This window comes from Streptomyces sp. CB02261, assembly GCF_001905665.1.
Lineage (GTDB): Bacteria > Actinomycetota > Actinomycetes > Streptomycetales > Streptomycetaceae > Streptomyces.
In genome coordinates this window covers 173,907-190,802 of sequence record NZ_LIVX01000010.1, presented here as the reverse complement: position 1 = coordinate 190,802, position 16,896 = coordinate 173,907, and the positions used below count along the sequence as shown (strand labels likewise).

The 16,896-nt window shown below is 72.3% G+C and carries 14 protein-coding genes; 1 reads left to right on the top strand and 13 read right to left on the bottom strand.

The features are described from left to right. Window positions 1–66 precede the first annotated feature (66 nt). The gene (gene fmt / locus AMK29_RS29335; protein ID WP_073818681.1) at window positions 67–999 is read right to left on the bottom strand and encodes a methionyl-tRNA formyltransferase; all 933 of its coding nucleotides are present in this window, start codon (window positions 997–999) and stop codon (window positions 67–69) included. A 283-nt stretch (window positions 1,000–1,282) separates the two neighbouring features. On the opposite strand from fmt, the gene AMK29_RS29330 reads away from it, so the two are divergent. After that, complete coding sequence (locus AMK29_RS29330; protein ID WP_073818679.1) at window positions 1,283–1,801, top strand: hypothetical protein; 519 nt, start codon at window positions 1,283–1,285, stop codon at window positions 1,799–1,801. 140 nt (window positions 1,802–1,941) lie between these two features. Here AMK29_RS29330 and AMK29_RS29325 read toward each other — a convergent pair whose 3' ends face one another. From AMK29_RS29325 to AMK29_RS29270, 12 genes are all read right to left on the bottom strand, one after another. Next, window positions 1,942–4,080, bottom strand: coding sequence for a primosomal protein N' (locus tag AMK29_RS29325; RefSeq protein ID WP_073818678.1), 2,139 nt, complete (start codon window positions 4,078–4,080; stop codon window positions 1,942–1,944). A gap of 96 nt (window positions 4,081–4,176) precedes the next feature. Beyond that, a complete protein-coding gene (gene metK / locus AMK29_RS29320; RefSeq protein WP_073818676.1) occupies window positions 4,177–5,385 on the bottom strand; it encodes a methionine adenosyltransferase in 1,209 nt (402 codons plus the stop codon). 255 nt (window positions 5,386–5,640) lie between these two features. Further along, entirely contained in the window at window positions 5,641–6,855 is a 1,215-nt protein-coding gene (coaBC, locus tag AMK29_RS29315) for a bifunctional phosphopantothenoylcysteine decarboxylase/phosphopantothenate--cysteine ligase CoaBC (RefSeq protein ID WP_073818832.1), read from the bottom strand. A 111-nt stretch (window positions 6,856–6,966) separates the two neighbouring features. Continuing rightward, entirely contained in the window at window positions 6,967–7,239 is a 273-nt protein-coding gene (gene rpoZ, locus AMK29_RS29310; RefSeq protein WP_005319902.1) for a DNA-directed RNA polymerase subunit omega, read from the bottom strand. Window positions 7,240–7,269: 30 nt separating this feature from the next. Beyond that, complete coding sequence (gene gmk, locus AMK29_RS29305) at window positions 7,270–7,842, bottom strand: guanylate kinase (RefSeq protein ID WP_073818674.1); 573 nt, start codon at window positions 7,840–7,842, stop codon at window positions 7,270–7,272. Window positions 7,843–7,915: 73 nt separating this feature from the next. Then, entirely contained in the window at window positions 7,916–8,239 is a 324-nt protein-coding gene (locus AMK29_RS29300) for an integration host factor (RefSeq protein WP_037926146.1), read from the bottom strand. Window positions 8,240–8,568: 329 nt separating this feature from the next. Continuing rightward, on the bottom strand, window positions 8,569–9,405 hold the full coding sequence (gene pyrF, locus AMK29_RS29295; RefSeq protein WP_073818672.1) for an orotidine-5'-phosphate decarboxylase: 837 nt from the start codon (window positions 9,403–9,405) through the stop codon (window positions 8,569–8,571). Then, window positions 9,402–10,511 (bottom strand): quinone-dependent dihydroorotate dehydrogenase, encoded by a 1,110-nt coding sequence (locus tag AMK29_RS29290; RefSeq protein ID WP_073818670.1) that lies wholly within the window; start codon window positions 10,509–10,511, stop codon window positions 9,402–9,404. The genes pyrF and AMK29_RS29290 overlap by 4 nt, the downstream gene beginning before the upstream one ends. Window positions 10,512–10,588: 77 nt before the next feature. After that, window positions 10,589–13,897, bottom strand: coding sequence for a carbamoyl-phosphate synthase large subunit (carB, locus tag AMK29_RS29285; RefSeq protein ID WP_073818668.1), 3,309 nt, complete (start codon window positions 13,895–13,897; stop codon window positions 10,589–10,591). Next, on the bottom strand, window positions 13,890–15,038 hold the full coding sequence (gene carA / locus AMK29_RS29280; RefSeq protein WP_073818666.1) for a glutamine-hydrolyzing carbamoyl-phosphate synthase small subunit: 1,149 nt from the start codon (window positions 15,036–15,038) through the stop codon (window positions 13,890–13,892). The genes carB and carA overlap by 8 nt, the downstream gene beginning before the upstream one ends. After that, window positions 15,035–15,613 (bottom strand): PH-like domain-containing protein, encoded by a 579-nt coding sequence (locus AMK29_RS29275; protein WP_073818664.1) that lies wholly within the window; start codon window positions 15,611–15,613, stop codon window positions 15,035–15,037. The genes carA and AMK29_RS29275 overlap by 4 nt, the downstream gene beginning before the upstream one ends. Then, entirely contained in the window at window positions 15,610–16,896 is a 1,287-nt protein-coding gene (locus AMK29_RS29270; protein ID WP_073818662.1) for a dihydroorotase, read from the bottom strand. The genes AMK29_RS29275 and AMK29_RS29270 overlap by 4 nt, the downstream gene beginning before the upstream one ends.

The window sequence follows — 16,896 nt, the reverse complement described above, 5'->3', positions numbered from 1 at the left end:
GAAATGAAGAGGTCGAACCCCCCAAGCCTACGTCCGCCGCGCCCCCACCCGCGCCCGGGCCCGTGGCTACGCCCCGAGCCGCTCGCCGGGCGCGATGCGGACGCCGCGGGCCCAGTCGGCCGCCTTCATGGGCTTCTTGCCCTGGGGCTGGACCCAGAGGAGCTCGACCGCGTACGAGCCGGTGCCCGCGTACACGTTGTTCTTGCCCGCGGCGAGCTCGCCCGGGGCGAGGTCCGTGCGGTCCGGCAGCGGGGTGACCTGGATCAGCTTGAGGCGCTCGCCGCGGAAGACGGTCCAGGCGCCCGGGGCCGGGGTGCAGCCGCGGACCACCCGGTCGACCCGCAGGGCCGGGGCGGCGAAGTCGACGTGCGCGTCCTCGACCTGGATCTTCGGGGCGAGGGTGACGCCCTCGACGGGCTGCGGGACGGCCTGCAGCGCGCCGTCCTCGATGCCGTCCATGGTCGCGGCGAGCAGCCCGGCGCCCGCGAACGCGAGCCGGGTCAGCAGGTCGCCGCTGGTGTCGGTCGGACGGATGTCCTCGGTGACGACGCCGTAGACAGGACCCGAGTCGAGACCCTCCTCGATCAGGAAGGTCGACGCGCCCGTCACCTGGTCGCCCGCCATCAGCGAGTGCTGCACGGGCGCGGCGCCGCGCCACGCGGGCAGCAGCGAGAAGTGCAGGTTGACCCAGCCCCGGGCCGGGATGTCGAGGGCGACCTTCGGCAGCAGCGCGCCGTACGCGACGACCGGGCAGCAGTCCGGCGCGATCTCCCGCAGCCGGGCGAGGAACTCCTCGTCGCGGGGCCTGGCCGGCTTGAGGACCTCGATCCCGGCCTCCTCCGCCCGCTGGGCCACCGGGCTGGCGACGAGCCGCCGGCCGCGCCCCGCCGGGGCGTCCGGCCGGGTGATCACGGCGGCCACCTCGTGCCGGCCGGAGGAGAGCAGGGCGTCCAGGGCGGGTACGGCGACCTCGGGGGTGCCTGCGAAGACGAGCTTCATGGGTGGCGATGGCCTGTCTGTCCGGGGCTTTTACGGGCAGCGCACCAGTCTAGGGGGTGTCCCGCCGGTCCCGCCGGGCTCGCGGCACGGCCGGCGGGACACCTCCCCCGGCGGCCGGGCGGAGGGGGCGTACGGAGGGGCGAGCGCCCCGCGCATATGCGTGTACGCCCCCGCAGCGTGACCCAAGCCCAGGTGACGCGTTGGTCAAGAGAGATTGACCGAATCGGGTCGCCCTCCCCTTGCGGCCCTTCCCCCTTTACATGCCGGTTCGAGAGGCTTTCACATGGCCGACCACGCAACCCACGACGCCCAGGCTCGGGCGAGTCTGCACCTCCTGGTGCGGGACATCGAGCGGGTCCGGCGGCAGGTGGACGCACTGCGCACGCTCACGGCCCAGCTGGGCAATGTCTACCGCCCTCGCCGCTCCGGCCCGTCCACGGGCTTCGTCGTCTACGGGCGGGCCCCCGCCCCGACCGTACGTCTCGCCCAGGAGCTGCGCGACAGCGTCGAGACCCTGGTGACCGCCGCGGTCGACTTCGACCGCTCGCTCGGGTTCTCCTGGGACGCGGTGGGCTCCGCGCTCGGAGTCACCAAGCAGGCCGTCCACCGCCGTTACGGTGCCCGCCGCGCGCCCCAGCCGGGCGCGGCCGTCGACCAGGAGCCGATCGTGGAGCCGGGCGTGACCCGCACCCTTCCCTCGGTCCCCGCGGCCCGCTCCATGCCCCCGCAGCCCACCTCGGGCAGCACCGTCCTCCGTGAGGACCCCCGCCCTTCGGCGTTCCCGGGGCCGCGCAACGGCTGACCCGGGCCCGCCGGACAGCCGCACACGACTCCTGACCGCGAGCACGGGACGGCCGCCCACCCCACCGGGGACGGGCGGCCGTCCCGTGTGTCCGGCGCCCGCCGCCCACGTGCCCGGCCTCCCTCCGCCGCCCTCAGCCCTCAGCCGATGTCCGGCGGATCGACGCGGATCCGCACCGGGTCCCCGCCGCCACGGGCGAGCCGTCCCGCACGCGCCTGCTTCAGCGCCGCCGCCAGGGCCGCGCCGCTGCCCGGCGGGACCCGGACCAGGGCGCGGTCCCACTGCTCGCCCGGCGGCGGGTCCCCGGGGCGCCGCGGCCCGCCGGGCCGGACCACGGGCAGCGGCACCGGCCCCAGCACCTCCGCGTCGGGGGGCAGTCCGGCCGCCGCGAGGAAGCCCTCGACGGCCTCCGGGGGGCCCGTCACCGCGGCCATCCGGGAGACCGGCGGGAAGCCCAGCTCGGCCCGCTCGGCCAGCTCGCGCTGGGCGTGCCCGACGGGGTCCCAGCGGACCAGCGCCTGCACGGGCCGGAGGGTCGGTTCGGCGACCACGACGACGGTGCCGCCCTCCGGCTGCCCCCGCACGAGCGAGGCCGCGTCGATCCAGCGGCGCAGCGCCTCCTCCCCCGCCCGCAGATCGGGCCGGCCGAGCATGGCCCAGCCGTCGAGGAGCAGCGCGGCCGCGTAGCCGCCCTCGGCGACGGGCTCGGCGCCGGGGGTGGAGACGACGAGCGCGGGGCGCCCCGGCACGCTGTCGAGGACGTGGTCACGGCCCGAGGTGCGGACCGGCACCGCCGGGAACGCCCGGCCGAGCTCCTCCGCCGTCCGGCGCGCGCCGACCACCTGGGCCCGCAGCCTGGTCGAGCCGCACGCCACGCAGTGCCAGTCGGGGGCGCCGCGCCCGCACCAGCCGCAGCGCAGCTCCTGCTGCTCGGGGGCCTCCAGGGGCCCGGCGCAGTGGCGGCAGCGCGCGGGCGTCCGGCACCGCTCGCAGGCCAGCCTCGGGACGTAGCCGCGCCGGGGCACCTGCACGAGCACCGGGCCGGTCTTCAGCCCCTCCCGTACGGCCTGCCAGGCCAGCGAGGGCAGCCGGGCGGCGCGCGCGGCCTCGTCGCGGGCGAGTTCGCCGTCGCCGACGGTCCGGATCAGCGGCGCGGCCCTGCGGACCTGGTCCCGTCCGGCGCTCAGCGCCTTCGCCCAGCCGGACTCGACGAGCTGGGCGGCCTCCACGGTGCAGCTGGTGCTGCCGAGGAGGAAGGCGCACCGGTCGTGGGCGGCGCGGAGCAGCAGCACGTCGCGGGCATGGGGCTGCGGGGCGTGGAGCTCGCTGTGGCTGCCGTCGCCGTCGTCCCAGATCACGACGAGACCGAGGTCCCGGACGGGGGCGAACATCGCGGCCCTGGTCCCGACGACGGCCCGCACCCCGCCGCGCCGGACCGCGAGCCACTGCGCGTACCGCTTCTCGGGTCCCGCCTCGGCGGTGAGCAGCGCGTGCCGCCCCTCCCCCAGGACGGTGGTGAGCGCCGCGTCGACCCGCGCCGCCGCCCGTCCGTCCGGGACGACGACGAGCGCGCCGCGGCCGGAGGCCAGGGTGGCGGCCACGGCGCGACCGATCTCCTCGGCCCAGTGCGGTCCCGGCAGCGCGTTCCACACGGCCCGGGGCGCTCCGCCGCGCGCGAGGGACTCCAGGAAGGCGGGCCCCCGCTCGTACCGCGACCAGCTCCCCGGCTCCGGCGCCGCCGGCGGGGGCAGCGGCTCCGGTGACGGCCTGCCCTCGGCGCGGGCGCTGCGCGGGGGCACGGCGAGCTGGAGCACGTCCGCCAGACTCCCCGCGTACCGGTCGGCGACGGCACGGGCGAGCCCCAGCAGCTCGGGGCCGAGGACCGGCTCCGGCGAGACGACGTCGGCGAGCGCGGCCAGCGGCCCGGAGTAGTCCGAGGTGGCGCGCCGCTCGACGAGGAAGCCGTCGATGAGCCGCCCGCCCTCGCGCCGGCCGTTCTTGACCTGGTGCGCCCCCGCGCCGAACCGCACCCGCACCCGGACCCCGGGCCGCGCCGTCTCGTCCAGCTCCTCGGGGACCGCGTAGTCGAAGAACTGGTCGAGGTGGAGCGACCCCTTGTTCACGACGACCCGCGCCACGGGGAGCTCCTTGGCCAGCGCGGCTCCCCGCCAGGTCCGGGGCTTGGCCCGCGGCACCTTCGCCTTCCGCACGGTCTCCCGGATGAGCGCGAGCTGCTCGGGCTCGGCGGGCTCCTCGGACCTCTCGTTCTCGCTGCTCACAGCCCCATACCTACCAGACGCCACCGACAGCCGGGCAGAGCGAAGCCCGGCACCCCTCGGGGGTACCGGGCTTCGCTCACGTACAGCCGGGGGGGCCTACAGGCCGGCGGCCTGCTTCAGGGCGTCCACGCGGTCCGTGCGCTCCCAGGTGAAGTCCGGCAGCTCGCGGCCGAAGTGGCCGTAGGCGGCGGTCTGGGAGTAGATCGGGCGGAGCAGGTCGAGGTCGCGGATGATCGCGGCCGGGCGCAGGTCGAAGACCGCGGCGATGGCGTTCTCGATCTTCTCGTTCTCGACGGTGTTGGTGCCGAAGGTCTCGACGAAGAGTCCGACGGGCTCGGCCTTGCCGATCGCGTAGGCGACCTGGACCTCGCAGCGCGCGGCGAGGCCGGCGGCGACGACGTTCTTGGCGACCCAGCGCATGGCGTAGGCGGCCGAGCGGTCGACCTTGGACGGGTCCTTGCCGGAGAAGGCGCCGCCACCGTGACGGGCCATGCCGCCGTAGGTGTCGATGATGATCTTGCGACCGGTGAGGCCGGCGTCGCCCATCGGGCCGCCGATCTCGAAGCGGCCGGTCGGGTTCACCAGGAGGCGGTAGCCCTCGGTGTCGAGCTTGATGCCGTCCTCGACGAGCTGGCCGAGCACGTGCTCGACGACGAACTCGCGGATGTCGGGCGCGAGCAGCGACTCCAGGTCGATGTCCGAGGCGTGCTGCGAGGAGACGACGACCGTGTCGAGACGGACGGCCTTGTCGCCGTCGTACTCGATGGTGACCTGGGTCTTGCCGTCGGGACGCAGGTACGGGATGGTCCCGTTCTTGCGGACCTCGGTCAGCCGGCGGGAGAGCCGGTGCGCGATGTGGATCGGCAGCGGCATCAGCTCGGGGGTCTCGTCCGAGGCGTAGCCGAACATCAGGCCCTGGTCGCCGGCGCCCTGCTTGTCCAGCTCGTCCTCGTCGCCCTCGACCCGCTTCTCGTAAGCGGTGTCCACGCCCTGGGCGATGTCCGGGGACTGCGACCCGATGGACACCGACACGCCGCAGGAGGCGCCGTCGAAGCCCTTCTTCGAGGAGTCGTAACCGATCTCGAGGATCTTGTTCCGGACGAGGGTCGGGATGTCCGCCCACGCCTTGGTGGTCACCTCACCGGCCACGTGCACCAGGCCGGTGGTGATCAGCGTCTCGACGGCGACGCGCGAGGTGGGGTCCTCGCGCAGCAGCGCGTCGAGAATGGTGTCGCTGATCTGGTCAGCGATCTTGTCGGGGTGTCCCTCGGTGACGGACTCCGAGGTGAACAGACGACGGGACACAACGCTCCCTGGGGTTGCAGCGGCTGCTGGCTCTTCGTTGACGGACCGGCAGGGGGCTGCGCCCCAAGACGTTCCGTGGACAGTCTATCGGTCATGGTCGGGCGATGGACCAGGTGTCTCGCCTGGCGAATGCCCTGGCCGGGTGAATCTGGCCCGTTCACGACGGGTCCGGCCCCCGGGTGCGGCGCACATCACAGGCGCGTCGTCGGGTTCGCCGGTCCTCGCGGAAGACGGCGGGTCGGGCCTCGTCCCCCGTCAGGTCGTGGCGCGCAGTCGCGGTGCGACCAGGTCCCAGACCGTCTCGGCGAGCGCTTCCTTCGGACCGTACGGTACGGGGGTCTCGGCGCCGTCCGACGCGAGCACGACGGCCTCGTTCTCCTCGGAGCCGAAGGTCTTGCGCTCCCCCACCTCGTTCACGACGAGGAGGTCGCAGCCCTTGCGGCGGAGCTTCTCCCGGCCGTTGGCGAGGACGTCGTCGGTCTCGGCGGCGAAACCGACGACCACCTGCCCCGGCACGGCGCGGTCGGCCGCGAGCTCGGCGAGGATGTCGGGGTTGCGGACCAGCTCGACGGTGGGGGCGCCGCCGTCGTCCTTCTTCTTGATCTTGCCGGAGGCGTAGACGGCCGGACGGAAGTCGGCCACGGCGGCCGCCATGACCACCGCGTCGGCGTCGGCGACGGCCTTGAGCACGGCCTCGCGGAGCTGCAGCGCGGTGCCGACGTGGACGACGTCGACACCGGCCGGGTCGGGGATGCCGGTGTTGGCCTCGACGAGGGTGACCCGGGCGCCCCGGGCGGCGGCCGCCCTCGCGAGGGCGTAGCCCTGCTTCCCGGAGGAGCGGTTGCCGAGGTAGCGGACGGGGTCGAGGGGCTCGCGGGTGCCGCCCGCGCTGACCACGACATGGCGTCCGGCGAGGTCGGGGCGCGCGTCCGCGCCTCGTGCCAGGACCCTGCGGCAGACCTCGAAGATCTCCGCCGGGTCGGGCAGCCGGCCCTTGCCGGTGTCGACGCCGGTGAGGCGGCCGACGGCCGGTTCGATGACGACCGCGCCGCGGCGGCGCAGGGTCGCCACGTTCTCCTGGGTCGCCGGGTGCTCCCACATCTCGGTGTGCATGGCGGGGGCGAAGACGACGGGACAGCGCGCGGTGAGCAGCGTGTTGGTGAGCAGGTCGTCCGCGAGGCCGTGGGCGGCCTTGGCGAGCATGTCGGCGGTCGCCGGGGCGACGACGACGAGGTCGGCGCCCTGCCCGATCCGTACGTGCGGCACCTCGTGGACGGTCTCCCACACCTCGGTCGACACGGGGTTGCCGGAGAGCGCGGACCAGGTGGCCTCGCCGACGAAGTGCAGGGCGGAGTCGGTGGGGACGACCCGGACGTCGTGGCCGGACTCGGTGAGGCGGCGCAGCAGCTCGCACGCCTTGTAGGCGGCGATGCCGCCGCTCACGCCCAGGACGACCTTCGGCTTGGCCACCACGCTCACTGTTGCTCCCCGCACTCGGATGCGTACGACTCCATGAGACACCACAGGCCCGGCGGATGTTCCGCCGGGCCTGTGGTGACAAGCGTTACAGGTGCTACGTGCTTACTGGGCCGGGCCCTCGATGGCCTCGGACGTCAGCAGACCCGCGTTGATCTCCCGCAGGGCGATCGAGAGCGGCTTCTCGTGGACGTGGGTGTCGACCAGCGGACCCACGTACTCCAGCAGGCCCTCGCCGAGCTGGGAGTAGTACGCGTTGATCTGACGCGCGCGCTTGGCCGCGTAGATCACGAGGCTGTACTTCGAGTCCGTGGCCTCGAGCAGCTCGTCGATCGGCGGGTTGATGATGCCCTCGGGCGCGGTGATGGAAGAGGACACGCTCTACCTTCCGAAGATGGAAACCGGGGATCATTCCCCAGAAGTCAACAGCATCAACGTTAGCAGCTCACGTGCTACGTCCTCGACGGAGGTGTTGACAAGGGTGGTGTCGAACTCCGACTCGGCGGCCAGTTCGACCTTCGCGGCGTCCAGCCGGCGCTCGATGACCTCGGCCGACTCGGTGCCGCGGCCGGTGAGACGGCGGACCAGCTCCTCCCAGCTCGGCGGGGCCAGGAAGACGAGCTGCGACTCGGTCATGGAGTCCTTGACCTGACGGGCGCCCTGGAGGTCGATCTCCAGGAGCACGGGCTCGCCGGCGTCGAGGCGCTCGTGCACGGCGCCGCGGGGGGTGCCGTAGCGGTTGCCCGCGAATTCGGCCCACTCGAGGAGCTCACCGTTGGCGATCAGCTTGTCGAACTCGTCGTCCGTCACGAAGAAGTAGTGGACGCCGTGCTTCTCGCCGGGGCGGGGCTTCCGGGTCGTCGCCGACACCGAGAGCCAGACCTCGGGGTGGACCTTGCGCATATGAGCGACGACCGTGCTCTTGCCGACCCCTGAGGGGCCGGAGAGCACGGTCAGCCGCGGACGTGCCTCTGCTGCCATGCAGCGATTATTCCAGCATCACCGGGGTGCCCGGGACGCATGTCCCGGATCGGAAGCCGGACGGGGCACCGGATCAGGCGCTGGTGCTGCCGAACTCGCGCTCCAGGGAGGCGATCTGGTTGGAGCCGAGACCGCGCACCCGGCGGCTCTCGGAGATGCCGAGGCGCTCCATGATCTGCTTGGCGCGGACCTTGCCCACGCCGGGGAGCGACTCGAGCAGTGCGGAGACCTTCATCTTGCCGATGACGTCGTTCTCCTGGCCGGTCTTGATGACCTCCTGGAGGGAGGCGCCGGAGTGCTTGAGTCGATTCTTGACCTCGGCCCGCTCCCGGCGAGCCGCGGCGGCCTTCTCGAGCGCGGCTGCGCGCTGTTCAGGGGTAAGGGGCGGAAGAGCCACGCCTACGTCACCTCGGATGTCGATCTGTCGGATACGGACCGGTGAGGAACCTGGACGCCCCACACCAGTGGAGCAACGAACAACGCGGGGCGTTGAACGCCTGCTCTGCCCCGGAGACTAGCGGCCGAGGCCGCTCCAGTCAGCGAGAACAGCGGAAAAGTCCTGGTCAGCATCGACCGACCGGGACTTTTGGGGCAAAACGACCCGGTTTTGCGCCAAGTTTTCGTCAAGGAGTGAGACGGCCCGGTGAGACGGTTCGTCTCACCGGGCCGAAACAGCTCCGAAACGGGGGCGCTCAGGCTCCCACCTGCGGATTGACCGCGGAGGTCTTACGCGCCGACGGCGACGCGGATCTCGTCCGCGTACCGGAGAGCGGAGTTCCGCAGGGCGGTCGCGTCCGGGCCGTGCCGCAGGACCCCTCGGCTGACGTTCGGGACGACGTTGCCCACCGCCGCGCCGAAGACGGCGGGGAGGTCGGCCGGGGACGCGCCCTGGGCGCCGATGCCGGGGGCGAGGAGGGGGCCGTTGATGTCCAGGTCGAACGTGGACAGGTCCCCGAGGGTGGCGCCGACGACCGCGCCGAAGGAGCCCATGGGGGTCTCCCCCGCGTTCTCCGCCGCCAGGTGGGCCAGCATGGTCGCGCCGATGGTCCGGCCGTCCTCGCGGACCGCGCGCTGGACCTCGGCCCCCTCCGGGTTGGAGGTGAGGGCCAGGACGAAGAGACCGGCGCCGGACTCACGGGCCAGGTCGACGGCCGGCTTCAGGGAGCCGTAGCCGAGGTACGGGGAGACCGTGAGCGCGTCGGAGAAGAGCGGGGAGTCCTTGCGCAGGAAGGTCTCCGCGTACGCGGCCATGGTGGAGCCGATGTCGCCGCGCTTGGCGTCCATGACGACCAGGCCGCCCGCCGCGCGCAGATCGGCGACGGCGCGCTCCAGGACGGCGATGCCCCGCGAGCCGAAGCGCTCGAAGAAGGCGGACTGCGGCTTGAAGACGGCCACGGTGTCCGCCAGGGCCTCGACCACGGTGAACGTGAACCGTTCGAGACCGGCGATGTCGTCGCTCAGGCCCCAGGAGTCCAGCAGGGCGGCGTGCGGGTCGATGCCGACGCAGAGCGGGCCGCGCTCGTCCATGGCGGAGCGCAGACGGGTACCGAAGGAGAGGGTCACTGGGCGGCCTTTCGGTTGTCCGCGCCGACGGCCTCGGCGAGGGTGGCGTACGGGGAGGCGGCGAGCCGCGCGGCGAGGCCCTTGTGGATCGCGCGGGCGTAGAACGGTCCCTCGTAGATGAAGGCGCTGTAGCCCTGGATCAGGGTCGCACCGGCCAGGATGCGCTGCCAGGCGTCCTCGGCGTTCTCGATGCCGCCGACGCCCACGAGGACCAGACGGTCGCCCACGCGCGCGTGGAGGCGCCTGAGCACCGCGAGGGAGCGCTCCTTGACGGGTGCGCCGGAGAGGCCGCCGGTCTCCTTGACCAGCTCCGGGTCGGACGTGAGGCCCAGGCCCTCGCGGGCGATGGTGGTGTTGGTGGCGATGATGCCGTCCAGGCCGAGCTCCAGGGCGAGGTCGGCGACGGCGTCGACGTCCTCGTCGGCCAGATCGGGGGCGATCTTGACGAGCAGGGGGACGCGCCGGTCGGTGACCGTGCGGTCGGCCGCCTCCCGCACCGCCGTGAGGAGCGGGCGCAGGGACTCGGTGGCCTGGAGGTTGCGCAGACCCGGGGTGTTCGGGGAGGAGACGTTCACGACGAGGTAGTCGGCGTGCGCGGCGAGACGCTCGGTCGACTTCACGTAGTCGGCGGCCGCCTCGGCCTCGGGGACGACCTTGGTCTTCCCGATGTTGACGCCCACGACGGTCCTGAAGACCGGTACGCGCGCGTGGAGGCGTTCGGCGACGGCGGCGGAGCCCTCGTTGTTGAAGCCCATGCGGTTGATCAGGGCGCGGTCCGGGACGAGCCGGAAGAGGCGCTTCTTGGGGTTGCCGGGCTGGGCCTCGCCGGTGACGGTGCCGATCTCGACGTGGTCGAAGCCGAGCATCGACATGCCGTCGATGGCGACGGCGTTCTTGTCGAAGCCGGCGGCGAGCCCGAAGGGGCCGTGCATGCGGAGGCCGAGGGCCTCGGTGCGCAGCTCCTTGTACCGGGGCGCCAGGACGGCGGCGACGAAGGTCCGGAGCACGGGGGTGCGGGCGGCGAGGCGGATCCAGCGGAAGGCGAGGTAGTGGGCCTTCTCGGGGTCCATGCGCTTGAAGACGAGGTCGAAGAAGAACTTGTACATGTGTTTCCGGTCCAGGTCTGCTCATGGCGAGGGGGACACCGCAGGTCCTGCCGGTGTCCCCCTCGTCGTACGGGCTGCTAGTCGCGGGCCGCGGTCAGGTGCTCCGCGTGCTCCTGGAGCGAGCGGACGCCGACGTCGCCGCGGTTGAGCGCGTCGATGCCCTGGACGGCCGCGGCGAGCGCCTGGACCGTGGTGAGGCAGGGGACGCTGCGGGCGACCGCGGCCGTACGGATCTCGTAGCCGTCGAGGCGGCCGCCGGTGCCGTACGGGGTGTTGACGATCAGGTCGACCTGGCCGTCGTGGATGAGCTGGACGATCGTCTTCTCGCCGTCGGGGCCCTCGCCCTCGCTCAGCTTGCGCACGATCGTGGCGTTGATGCCGTTGCGCTTGAGGACCTCGGCGGTGCCGGAGGTGGCGAGCAGCTCGAAGCCGTGGGCGACGAGCTCGCGGGCCGGGAAGATCATCGAGCGCTTGTCGCGGTTGGCGACCGAGATGAACGCGCGGCCCTTGGTGGGCAGCGGGCCGTAGGCGCCGGCCTGCGACTTGGCGTACGCCGTGCCGAAGACCGCGTCGATGCCCATGACCTCGCCGGTCGAGCGCATCTCCGGGCCGAGGACGGTGTCGACACCGCGGCCGTGCACGTCGCGGAAGCGCGACCACGGCATCACGGCCTCCTTGACGGAGATCGGCGCGTCGAGCGGCAGGGTGCCGCCGTCGCCGGTCTTCGGCAGCAGACCCTCGGCGCGCAGCTCGGCGATGGTGGCGCCGAGCGAGATGCGGGCGGCGGCCTTCGCGAGCGGGACGGCGGTCGCCTTCGAGGTGAAGGGGACGGTCCGGGAGGCGCGGGGGTTCGCCTCCAGGACGTAGAGGATGTCGCCGGCCATCGCGAACTGGATGTTGATCAGGCCGCGCACGCCGACGCCCTTGGCGATGGCCTCGGTGGAGGCGCGCAGGCGCTTGATGTCGAAGCCGCCGAGGGTGATCGGGGGCAGGGCGCAGGCCGAGTCGCCGGAGTGGATGCCGGCTTCCTCGATGTGCTCCATGACGCCGCCGAGGTAGAGCTCCTCGCCGTCGTAGAGGGCGTCGACGTCGATCTCGATGGCGTCGTCGAGGAAGCGGTCGACCAGGACCGGCCGGGTGGGGCTGATCTCGGTGGACTCGGCGATGTACGACTCCAGGCGGGCCTCGTCGTAGACGATCTCCATGCCGCGGCCACCGAGCACGTACGAGGGGCGTACGAGGACGGGGTAGCCGATCTCGTCGGCGATGGCCTTGGCGCCGGCGAAGGTGGTCGCGGTGCCGTGCTTGGGGGCGGGGAGGCCGGCCTCGGCGAGGACCTGGCCGAAGGCGCCGCGGTCCTCGGCGGCGTGGATGGCCTCCGGGGAGGTGCCGACGACGGGCACGCCGTTGTCCTTGAGCGCCTGGGACAGGCCCAGCGGGGTCTGCCCGCCGAGCTGGACGACGACACCGGCGACGGGGCCGGCGAGGGTCTCGGCGTGGACGATCTCGAGCACGTCCTCGAGCGTCAGCGGCTCGAAGTACAGGCGGTCGGAGGTGTCGTAGTCCGTCGAGACGGTCTCCGGGTTGCAGTTGACCATCACGGTCTCGTAGCCGGCGTCGCTCAGGGCGAAGGAGGCGTGGACGCAGGAGTAGTCGAACTCGATGCCCTGGCCGATGCGGTTCGGGCCGGAGCCCAGGATGATCACGGCGGGCTTCTCGCGCGGGGCGACCTCGCTCTCCTCGTCGTAGGACGAGTAGAAGTACGGGGTCTTGGCGGCGAACTCGGCGGCGCAGGTGTCGACCGTCTTGTAGACCGGGCGGACGCCGAGGGCGTGCCGGACCTCGCGGACGACGTCCTCGCGCAGGCCGCGGATGTCGGCGATCTGGGCGTCGGAGAAGCCGTGTCGCTTGGCCTCGGCGAGGATCTCCGGGTGGAGCTTCTCGGCGGCGGCCAGCTCGTCCGCGATCTCCTTGATCAGGAAGAGCTGGTCGACGAACCACGGGTCGATCTTCGTGGCGTCGAAGACCTCCTGCGGGGTGGCGCCGGCCCGGATGGCCTGCATGACGGTGTTGATGCGGCCGTCGGTCGGGCGGACGGCCTCCTCCAGGAGGAGCGCCTTGTCGCCGGGCTCGCCCACGAAGGTGAACTGCGAGCCCTTCTTCTCCAGGGAGCGCAGGGCCTTCTGGAGCGCCTCGGTGAAGTTGCGGCCGATCGCCATGGCCTCGCCGACCGACTTCATGGTCGTGGTCAGCGTGGAGTCGGCGGAGGGGAACTTCTCGAAGGCGAAGCGGGGGGCCTTGACGACGACGTAGTCGAGCGTGGGCTCGAAGGACGCCGGGGTCTTCTCCGTGATGTCGTTGGGGATCTCGTCCAGCGTGTAGCCGACGGCGAGGCGGGCCGCGATCTTGGCGATCGGGAAGCCGGTCGCCTTGGAGGCGAGCGCCGAGGAGCGGGAGACGCGCGGGTTCATCTCGATGACGATGATCCGGCCGTCGTCCGGGTTGACCGCGAACTGGATGTTGCAGCCGCCGGTGTCGACGCCGACCTCGCGGATGATCGCGATGCCGATGTCACGGAGCCGCTGGTACTCGCGGTCGGTGAGGGTCATCGACGGGGCGACGGTGATGGAGTCGCCGGTGTGGACGCCCATGGGGTCGAAGTTCTCGATGGAGCAGACGACCACGACGTTGTCGTTCTTGTCGCGCATCAGCTCCAGCTCGTACTCCTTCCAGCCGAGGATGGACTCCTCCAGGAGCACCTCGGTGGTCGGGGAGAGCGTCAGGCCCTGGCCGGCGATGCGGCGCAGCTCGTCCTCGTCGTGGGCGAAGCCGGAACCGGCGCCGCCCATGGTGAAGGAGGGGCGGACGACGACGGGGTAGCCGCCGAGGGTGTCGACGCCCTTGAGGACGTCGTCCATGGAGTGGCAGATGACCGAGCGGGCGGACTCGCCGTAACCGATCTTGGCCTTGACGGCCTCGACGACGCCCTTGAAGAGGTCGCGGTCCTCGCCCTTGTTGATGGCCTCGACGTTGGCGCCGATGAGCTCGACGCCGTACTTCTCGAGGACGCCCTGCTCGTGCATGGAGATCGCGGTGTTGAGCGCGGTCTGGCCGCCGAGGGTGGGCAGGAGGGCGTCGGGGCGCTCCTTGGCGATGATCTTCTCGACGAACTCGGGGGTGATCGGCTCGACGTAGGTGGCGTCGGCGATCTCCGGGTCGGTCATGATCGTGGCCGGGTTGGAGTTGACCAGGATCACCCGCAGGCCCTCGGCCTTGAGGATGCGGCAGGCCTGGGTGCCGGAGTAGTCGAACTCGGCGGCCTGGCCGATGACGATCGGGCCGGAGCCGATGACCAGGACGGACTGGATATCGGTGCGCTTAGGCACGCTCGGCCTCCATCAGGGATACGAAACGGTCGAAGAGGTACGCGGCGTCGTGCGGGCCCGCGGCCGCCTCGGGGTGGTACTGGACGGAGAAGGCCGGCTGGTCGAGCAGCTGCAGGCCCTCCACGACGTTGTCGTTCAGGCAGACGTGGGAGACCTCGGCGCGCCCGTAGGGCGTGTCGGAGACCTTGTCGAGGGGCGCGTCGACGGCGAAGCCGTGGTTGTGCGCGGTGACCTCGACCTTGCCGGTGGTGCGGTCCTGGACGGGCTGGTTGATGCCCCGGTGGCCGTACTTCAGCTTGTAGGTGCCGAAGCCGAGGGCGCGGCCGAGGATCTGGTTGCCGAAGCAGATGCCGAAGAGCGGGGTCCTGCGCTCCAGGACGGACCGCATGACGGAGACGGGGCCGTCGGCGGTTGCCGGGTCGCCCGGGCCGTTGGAGAAGAAGACGCCGTCCGGGTTCACCGCGTAGATGTCCTCGGCGGTGGCGGTGGCGGGCAGGACGTGGACCTCGATGCCGCGCTCGGCCATCCGGTGCGGGGTCATGCCCTTGATGCCGAGGTCGACGGCCGCGACGGTGAACTTCTTCTCGCCGACCGCGGGGACGACGTACGTCTCCTTGGTGGCGACCTCGGCGGCGAGGTTCGCGCCCTTCATCTGGGGCTGCGCCTTGACCTTGGCGAGCAGGGCCTCCTCGCGGACTCCCGTCCAGGCGTCGCCGGAGAAGATGCCGACGCGCATGGCGCCGCGCTCGCGGAGGTGGCGGGTGAGGGCGCGGGTGTCGATGCCGGAGATGCCGACGACGCCCTGGCGCTCCAGCTCCTCGTCGAGGGTGCGGGTGGCCCGCCAGTTGGAGGAGACGCGGGCGGGGTCGCGGACCACGTAGCCGGAGACCCAGATGCGGCCGGACTCGGGGTCCTCGTCGTTGACGCCGGTGTTGCCGACGTGCGGGGCCGTCATGACCACGACCTGGCGGTGGTACGACGGGTCGGTGAGGGTCTCCTGGTAGCCGGACATGCCGGTGGAGAACACGGCCTCGCCGAAGGTCTCCCCCACGGCCCCGTAGGCGCGGCCGCTGAAGGTGCGGCCGTCCTCCAGGACGAGTACGGCGGGGACCTTGGCGGTCCCCCTGGTGGAGGTCGTCATCGTGCGATGCCTTCCGTCGTGGTTACGGGGTTCATGGAGTTGATGGCCTCGACCCAGGCGGTGTGCTCGGCCGCCCGGTCGGACCGGAAGCCGGAGTCGAGCAGCGTGCCGCCGTGCGCCCAGGTGACGATCAGCAGGCCGCCCTCGGCGAGGACCTTGCCGGCGATGCCCTTGTCGAGGCGGGCCTCACGCAGGGCCTCGGCCGGGACGAAGAAGTCGTTCGCCCCGGGGCGTACGACCGCGAGCCCGGCGTCGGTGAGCGTGAGCTCGACGCGGCTGCGGGTGCCGAGGCCGTGGGCGACGATCCGGTCGAGCCACTGCCCGGCGGTCGTGGACCCGTGGTAGCGCCCGCTGAGCGTCAGTCTCGCCGGACCGGCCGCCGGGGGCTCGGTGGGAAGCTCGGGGAGGTCCGACTGGAGGCTGCCGCGCCACTTCCAGCCCTGGCGCATCAGCCAGTACACGAAGGCGATGAAGAGCAGCAGTCCGGCGACCCAGCCGAGCCGCCCGGCCCAGTCGGTCACCTCCGCCGACTTCTGATCGGCAGCCTCTGCGGCGATTGCGATGAGTGGTGTCACGCCAGCTTCCCGTCCACGACCGTTGCCCGGCCCCGCAGGATGGTGTGGGTGACGCGACCCGGCAGCTCACGGCCCTCGTAGGGGGTGTTGCGGCTGCGGGAGGCGAAGTCCGCGGGGTCCACGACTCCACGGTAAGCCGGATCGACCAGCGTCAGGTTCGCGGGCTCACCTGCCGAGACGGGTCGTCCGTGGCCCTTGGCCCGTCCGATGCGGGCCGGAGCGAAGGACATGCGGTCGGCGACGCCGGCCCAGTCGAGGAGTCCGGTCTCGACCATCGTCTGCTGGACGACGGAGAGCGCGGTCTCCAGGCCGACCATGCCCATGGCGGCCGCGGCCCACTCGCAGTCCTTGTCCTCGTGCGGGTGGGGGGCGTGGTCGGTGGCGACGATGTCGATCGTGCCGTCGGCCAGCGCCTCGCGCAGGGCGAGGACGTCCTTCTCGGTGCGCAGCGGCGGGTTGACCTTGTAGACGGGGTCGTACGTGCGGACCAGCTCGTCCGTGAGGAGGAGGTGGTGCGGGGTGACCTCGGCGGTGACGTCGATGCCGCGGGACTTGGCCCAGCGGACGATCTCGACGGAACCGGCGGTGGAGAGGTGGCAGATGTGGACGCGGGAGCCGACGTGCTCGGCGAGGAGGACGTCGCGGGCGATGATCGACTCCTCGGCGACGGCGGGCCAGCCGCCGAGGCCGAGCTCGGCGGAGACGATGCCCTCGTTCATCTGGGCGCCCTCGGTGAGGCGGGGCTCCTGGGCGTGCTGGGCGACGACGCCGTCGAAGGCCTTCACGTACTCCAGGGCGCGGCGCATGATCACGGCGTCGTCGACGCACTTGCCGTCGTCGGAGAAGACGGTGACGCCGGCGGCGGAGTCGTGCATGGCGCCGAGCTCGGCGAGCTTCTTGCCCTCCAGGCCGACGGTGACGGCGCCGATGGGCTGCACGTCGCAGTAGCCGGACTCCTTGCCGAGGCGGTAGACCTGCTCGACGACTCCGGCGGTGTCGGCGACCGGGTGGGTGTTGGCCATGGCGAAGACGGCGGTGTAGCCGCCGGAGGCGGCGGCGCGGGTGCCGGTGAGGACGGTCTCGGAGTCCTCGCGGCCGGGCTCGCGGAGGTGGGTGTGGAGGTCGACCAGGCCGGGCAGCAGGATCCGCCCCTGGGCCTCGATCACGAGGGCGCCCTCGTCGGAGAGGTCGGTACCCGTCTCGGCGATGATCTCGCCGTCGATCAGGACGTCCTGGACCTCGCCACCCAGCACCTGCGCACCGCGGATAAGGATCTTGCTCAT